General features: G+C 38.2%; 5 protein-coding genes. All 5 read left to right on the forward strand.

The genetic code is table 11. The annotated features are described in order from the left end of the window. Positions 1 to 137: 137 nt before the first annotated feature. From PLK24_RS07435 to PLK24_RS07455, 5 genes are read left to right on the forward strand one after another with little or no spacing between them, the layout of a single operon-like run. On the forward strand, positions 138 to 905 hold the full coding sequence (locus tag PLK24_RS07435; RefSeq protein ID WP_349770667.1) for a type III pantothenate kinase: 768 nt from the start codon (positions 138 to 140) through the stop codon (positions 903 to 905). Further along, on the forward strand, positions 883 to 1,242 hold the full coding sequence (locus PLK24_RS07440) for a bactofilin family protein (protein WP_324477778.1): 360 nt from the start codon (positions 883 to 885) through the stop codon (positions 1,240 to 1,242). The genes PLK24_RS07435 and PLK24_RS07440 overlap by 23 nt, the downstream gene beginning before the upstream one ends. Beyond that, entirely contained in the window at positions 1,232 to 2,137 is a 906-nt protein-coding gene (locus tag PLK24_RS07445) for a DUF8754 domain-containing protein (RefSeq protein ID WP_324477779.1), read from the forward strand. Before PLK24_RS07440 ends, PLK24_RS07445 begins: the two co-directional genes overlap by 11 nt. Positions 2,138 to 2,195: 58 nt before the next feature. Beyond that, the gene (locus PLK24_RS07450) at positions 2,196 to 3,458 is read left to right on the forward strand and encodes an aminotransferase class III-fold pyridoxal phosphate-dependent enzyme (RefSeq protein WP_324477782.1); all 1,263 of its coding nucleotides are present in this window, start codon (positions 2,196 to 2,198) and stop codon (positions 3,456 to 3,458) included. 5 nt (positions 3,459 to 3,463) lie between these two features. After that, positions 3,464 to 3,904 carry a type II toxin-antitoxin system RatA family toxin gene (locus PLK24_RS07455; protein WP_324477784.1) on the forward strand — a complete coding sequence of 147 codons (441 nt, stop codon included), beginning with the start codon at positions 3,464 to 3,466 and terminating at the stop codon, positions 3,902 to 3,904. Positions 3,905 to 4,444 lie beyond the last annotated feature (540 nt).

Consider the following 4,444-nt stretch of genomic DNA (forward strand, 5'->3'; position numbering starts at 1 on the left):
TTTGTAGAGGCTTGATACATCAAAGTCACAAAGGGATTTACGGGATAGCTTAGATGACTTATAAATGGTATTTTAGAGAAGACATTATTGGATTATAATGCTATCAATCATATCAAGGTGGTGAATTGAATAAAAATATGCTTTTAACCATAGACGTTGGAAATACCCATACCACTTTTGGAGTTTTTCATTATGAAAAACTTCTTGCTGACTGGAGAGTTTCAACCTCCTCACGTAGAACCAGTGATGAATGGGGATATATTCTAAAGGAACTCATAACTGATCAAGGCATTGAGAAAAAAAATATAAATCAAGTGGCAATTTCCTGTGTGGTCCCTCCCGTCCTCAATACCCTTCGAGAACTGTTTGAAAAGAAATGGATAAATATATTAATAGTAATTGGACCAGGAGTTCGTACTGGTTTATCAATAAGAGCGGAGCCAAAAGAAACTGGTGCCGATCGAATTGTTAATGCTGTAGCAGCTGCACATCTCTATGGTGGTGATTTAGTGATTATCGATTTTGGAACAGCAACCACTTTTTGTGCTATTAATGCCAGCCGTGAATATTTGGGGGGATCAATTGCTCCAGGAATTGGAATTTCACAAGAAGCTCTCTATGAAAAAACTGCCCGTTTACCTCGAATTGATGTTGAGATCCCAGATAAATGTATTGGGCGTAATACGGTTGAGGCAATGCATTCAGGCATTTTTTATGGGTACATCGGGTTATGTAGAGAAATTGTTATGAATATGAAAAAAGAATTTGCTCCAAAAGCACAAGTTGTTGCTACTGGAGGATGGGGAACATTTCTACATAGTTATTGTGATTTTATTGATTTTTTTAATCCAACACTTACCCTTGAAGGTTTGAGAATTATTAATGAACTTAATCAAAAGTCATGAAAATGTAAAAGATATTGCAATATTGGGTGATCAAACTCGTCTGGATGGTCATTATCAAGGTGAGGGAACGGTCATGATTCAGGGCGAGTTTCGTGGATCTATTGATTCAATGAATGTCATTATTACCCGACATGGACAGTCAAAAGCTTTTATCCAGGCAAAAAACTTAGAAATTTGGGGAACCTTAGCAGGTTTTACTCGAACGGAAAAGGTTATTTGTCGTAGTTCATGCCGAATAACGGGAATAATTATGTCAAATGGAATTGCTATAGAACCTGGAACAACGTTTGAGGGTGGATTGACATTCCCCCAAACTGGTGATAGTGGTGAAAAGTAAAACAATCGTAAGTGTTAGTTTAGGGTCTTCACTTCGCAATCACCAAGCCGAAATCGAATTAATGGATTTTAGAATTAATATTAAAAGAATAGGCGTTGATGGTGATAAAAAAAAGTTTATGCAAGTTTTAAGAGAATTGGATGGTAAAGTTGATGCCTTTGGTTTGGGGGGTGCTGACCTTTACCTCCGTGCTGGCCGATATAAATATCAAGTGGTTGATATTGCTAAAATGGTTTCAGTTTTGGAAAAAACACCAATTGTTGATGGTGGAGAACTCAAAGAAACTTGGGAAAGAAAGGTTCCACAGATTTTAGTCGAAAAGGAAAAATTAGATTTACAAGGGAAAACCGCACTTTTTATGAGTGGGATGGATCGTTATGGTTTAGCAGAGGGACTTTCTCAGCAGGGTTGTCGGCTTTTGATAGGAGATATGCCATTTGCGTTAGGAATACCCATTCCCCTAACTCGGCTTTCTACCCTTCGCTTTCTATCCATTATAATGATGCCGGTGCTTAGGCGTCTTCCTTTGAAAGTTCTATATCCAACCGGAAAAAGTCAAGAAACACGAGTTACTCGATCTCTTCATCTATTTAAAAGAGCCGATATCGTAGCTGGAGACTTTTTATATATCAATCGATTTATGCCGGACGATATGAAAGGGAAGATTATTATTACCAACACGGTCACAAATAATGATATCGAAACTCTTCGAAAATTTGGAGTAAAAATACTTGTTACAACTACTCCTGAGATGAATGGACGTTCTTTTGGTGCGAATGTTCTTCAAGCAATTTTTGTTTCAATACTCGAGAAACATCCTGATAAGATCTTACCTGAGGAATATTTACAACTAATGAATACCTTAAAAATTCAGCCACGGCTGCTTTATTTATAGATAATTTCATTTAAAAAATGTTCAGTATTTTAAAAAAAATACCCGGAGGGTAATAGTAGTGGACGAAAAAAAGATTGTGGAAGAAACGATTGAGAAATATGCTAAATATATTAATCCTGGTTTAGCTCGATATTATAAGTTTGCCCAACTTGATACTGTAGAGTGGACCAGTGCCGGTTCAAAGGTATGGGATGTATTTGGCAATGAATATATTGATTGTTTAGGTGGATTTGGAGTTTTCAATGTTGGAAGAAACCACCCCCGAGTTGTTCAGGCCGTAAAGGAACAATTAGAACGACTTCCTCTTTCTACTCGTACCTTGTTTAATAAACATCAAGCCGATTTAGCTGAAATGTTAGCCCGCATAACACCAGGCAATCTTCAATATTCTTTTTTTGGTAACAGTGGAACAGAAGCTGTGGAGGGTGCTTTAAAGCTGGCTCGTTTTTATACCGGCCGTGAAAAACTAATTTCTGCCAAGAATAGCTTTCACGGCAAAACTATGGGTTCATTAAGTCTATCGGGGCGCGAAGTTTATAAAAAGCCTTTTTTGCCTTGTCTACCAGAAGTATATCACGTTCCATTTAATGATATCGATGCCTTGAAACAATTGGTAGACAAAGAAACCGCCGCGGTTATTTTAGAGCCAGTACAAGGAGAAGGAGGTATCATTATTCCCTCTCCCGATTATTTAAAGCAAGTTAAATCGATTTGTGAAAAACAAGGAGCCTTGCTTATTTTGGATGAAATCCAAACCGGATTGGGTCGGACTGGAAAGATGTTTGCTTGTGAGCATTTTGATGTTGTGCCAGACATAATGACTCTTGCTAAGGGCTTGGGAGGTGGCGTGCTCCCCATTGGAGCATTCATCAGTACTGCCGAGATTTGGAAAGTATTTGAAGAGAATCCCTTTATTCATTCTTCAACATTAGGGGGGAATCCCCTTAGCTGTGTTGCTGGTATAGAAACCTTAAAAATCCTTCAAGATGAAAATATACCCGAATTAACCAGGATTAAAGGTGAGAAAGTCTTGCAACGGCTTGGTGAGATTCAAGCTGAGTCAGAGGGAATGATTCAGGAAATAAGAGGAATTGGTTTGTTGATTGGTATCCAATTTGGAGATTCCGATATTGCGTCTTTGATAGCCATGGAGATGGCTCAGCGTCGTATTTTAGTAGCCTATACTCTTAATAACCCAACTGTGATTCGTATTGAGCCACCACTGACTATATCTTATGAAGAGTTAGAGACAGTTTTATCCAGATTAAACGAATCCTTGGTCTCAGTGCGAGTATTGTTAAATGAGATAGAGGGAGAATAAAGACCATGGGAAAAGTAAATGATGTTATTACCATTCAACAATCAGTCGAAAATGTTTTTCTCGAGGCTCAGAATATCGAGCAATTAGCTAAATTTCTTCCAGATCTTCAAGAAGTAAGAATTCTTAAAAAAAATATGAACGAAGTTGATAGTTTTTGGAAAGGCAGCTTTCAAGGAAGAGAAGTAAAGTGGACTGAGCGAGATATATGGGATGAAGCCAATAAAGAATGTCGATTCTTTATATTAGAAGGAGATTTTAAGGTTTACCAAGGAATGTGGAAGTTTATCCCATTATCCGATATGGAGACAAAAGTAGAGCTTGAGATTGAATATGACTTAGGGCTTCCACTGGTGGGGGCTTTGATCAATACTTTTCTTAAAAAGAAGATGTTAGAGAATGCTCAAGCAATGCTAAAAGCCTTAAAACAAATGATCGATCAAGCCTGAATCCGGTTTGGTGAGGAAAAGGTAAGGTAAATAGAATATAATCTTAAACTAATTCATTATATTGAGTGAAAGTGAAGGAAAGAATAAAAGAATTTATAGTTCCTTCACCCTTGACGGGAGAAGGAGAGGATGAGGGTGAAAGCCCAGAATGAGATCCTGATTGGTTGCTCTAAAAGAATTACCTTAAAAAACGTTCCGGTGTTTTCAGGATAGACCTTCATGCTGCCTGGCAGCACCAGATGAGGATGAAAATAGTTACCTAAATCCGTCATTGCGAGAAGTAAAGCGACGTGGCAATCTCATTCCTAAAAACAGTGAGCCGTGAGTAGTGAATCGTGAATTGAATAAAAAAATTAAGAATTGATGAACTTTGGTAATGAGAAACCCTTGGGGGAAGCCTCTCCCTTTAATTAAAGGGAGAAAAAACTTAAAAGGATGAGATCCTCACGCGGGAAAGCACCGCTCAGGATGACGTCGGTGGTGTCAGATGAGATCCTCACGCGGGAAAGCACCGCACAGGATGACGGATTTTTTAAACAT

Origin of the sequence: Atribacter sp. (genome assembly GCF_035418125.1) — a bacterium.
Classification (GTDB): Bacteria; Atribacterota; Atribacteria; order Atribacterales; family Atribacteraceae; genus Atribacter; species Atribacter allofermentans.

Bases quoted from the DNA above. Each gene is read 5' to 3' on its own strand.
- PLK24_RS07435 (WP_349770667.1), top strand. From the start codon at position 138: ATGCTTTTAACCATAGACGTTGGAAATACCCATACCACTTTTGGAGTT.
- PLK24_RS07440 (WP_324477778.1), top strand. From the start codon at position 883: ATGAACTTAATCAAAAGTCATGAAAATGTAAAAGATATTGCAATATTG.
- PLK24_RS07455 (WP_324477784.1), top strand. From the start codon at position 3,464: ATGGGAAAAGTAAATGATGTTATTACCATTCAACAATCAGTCGAAAAT.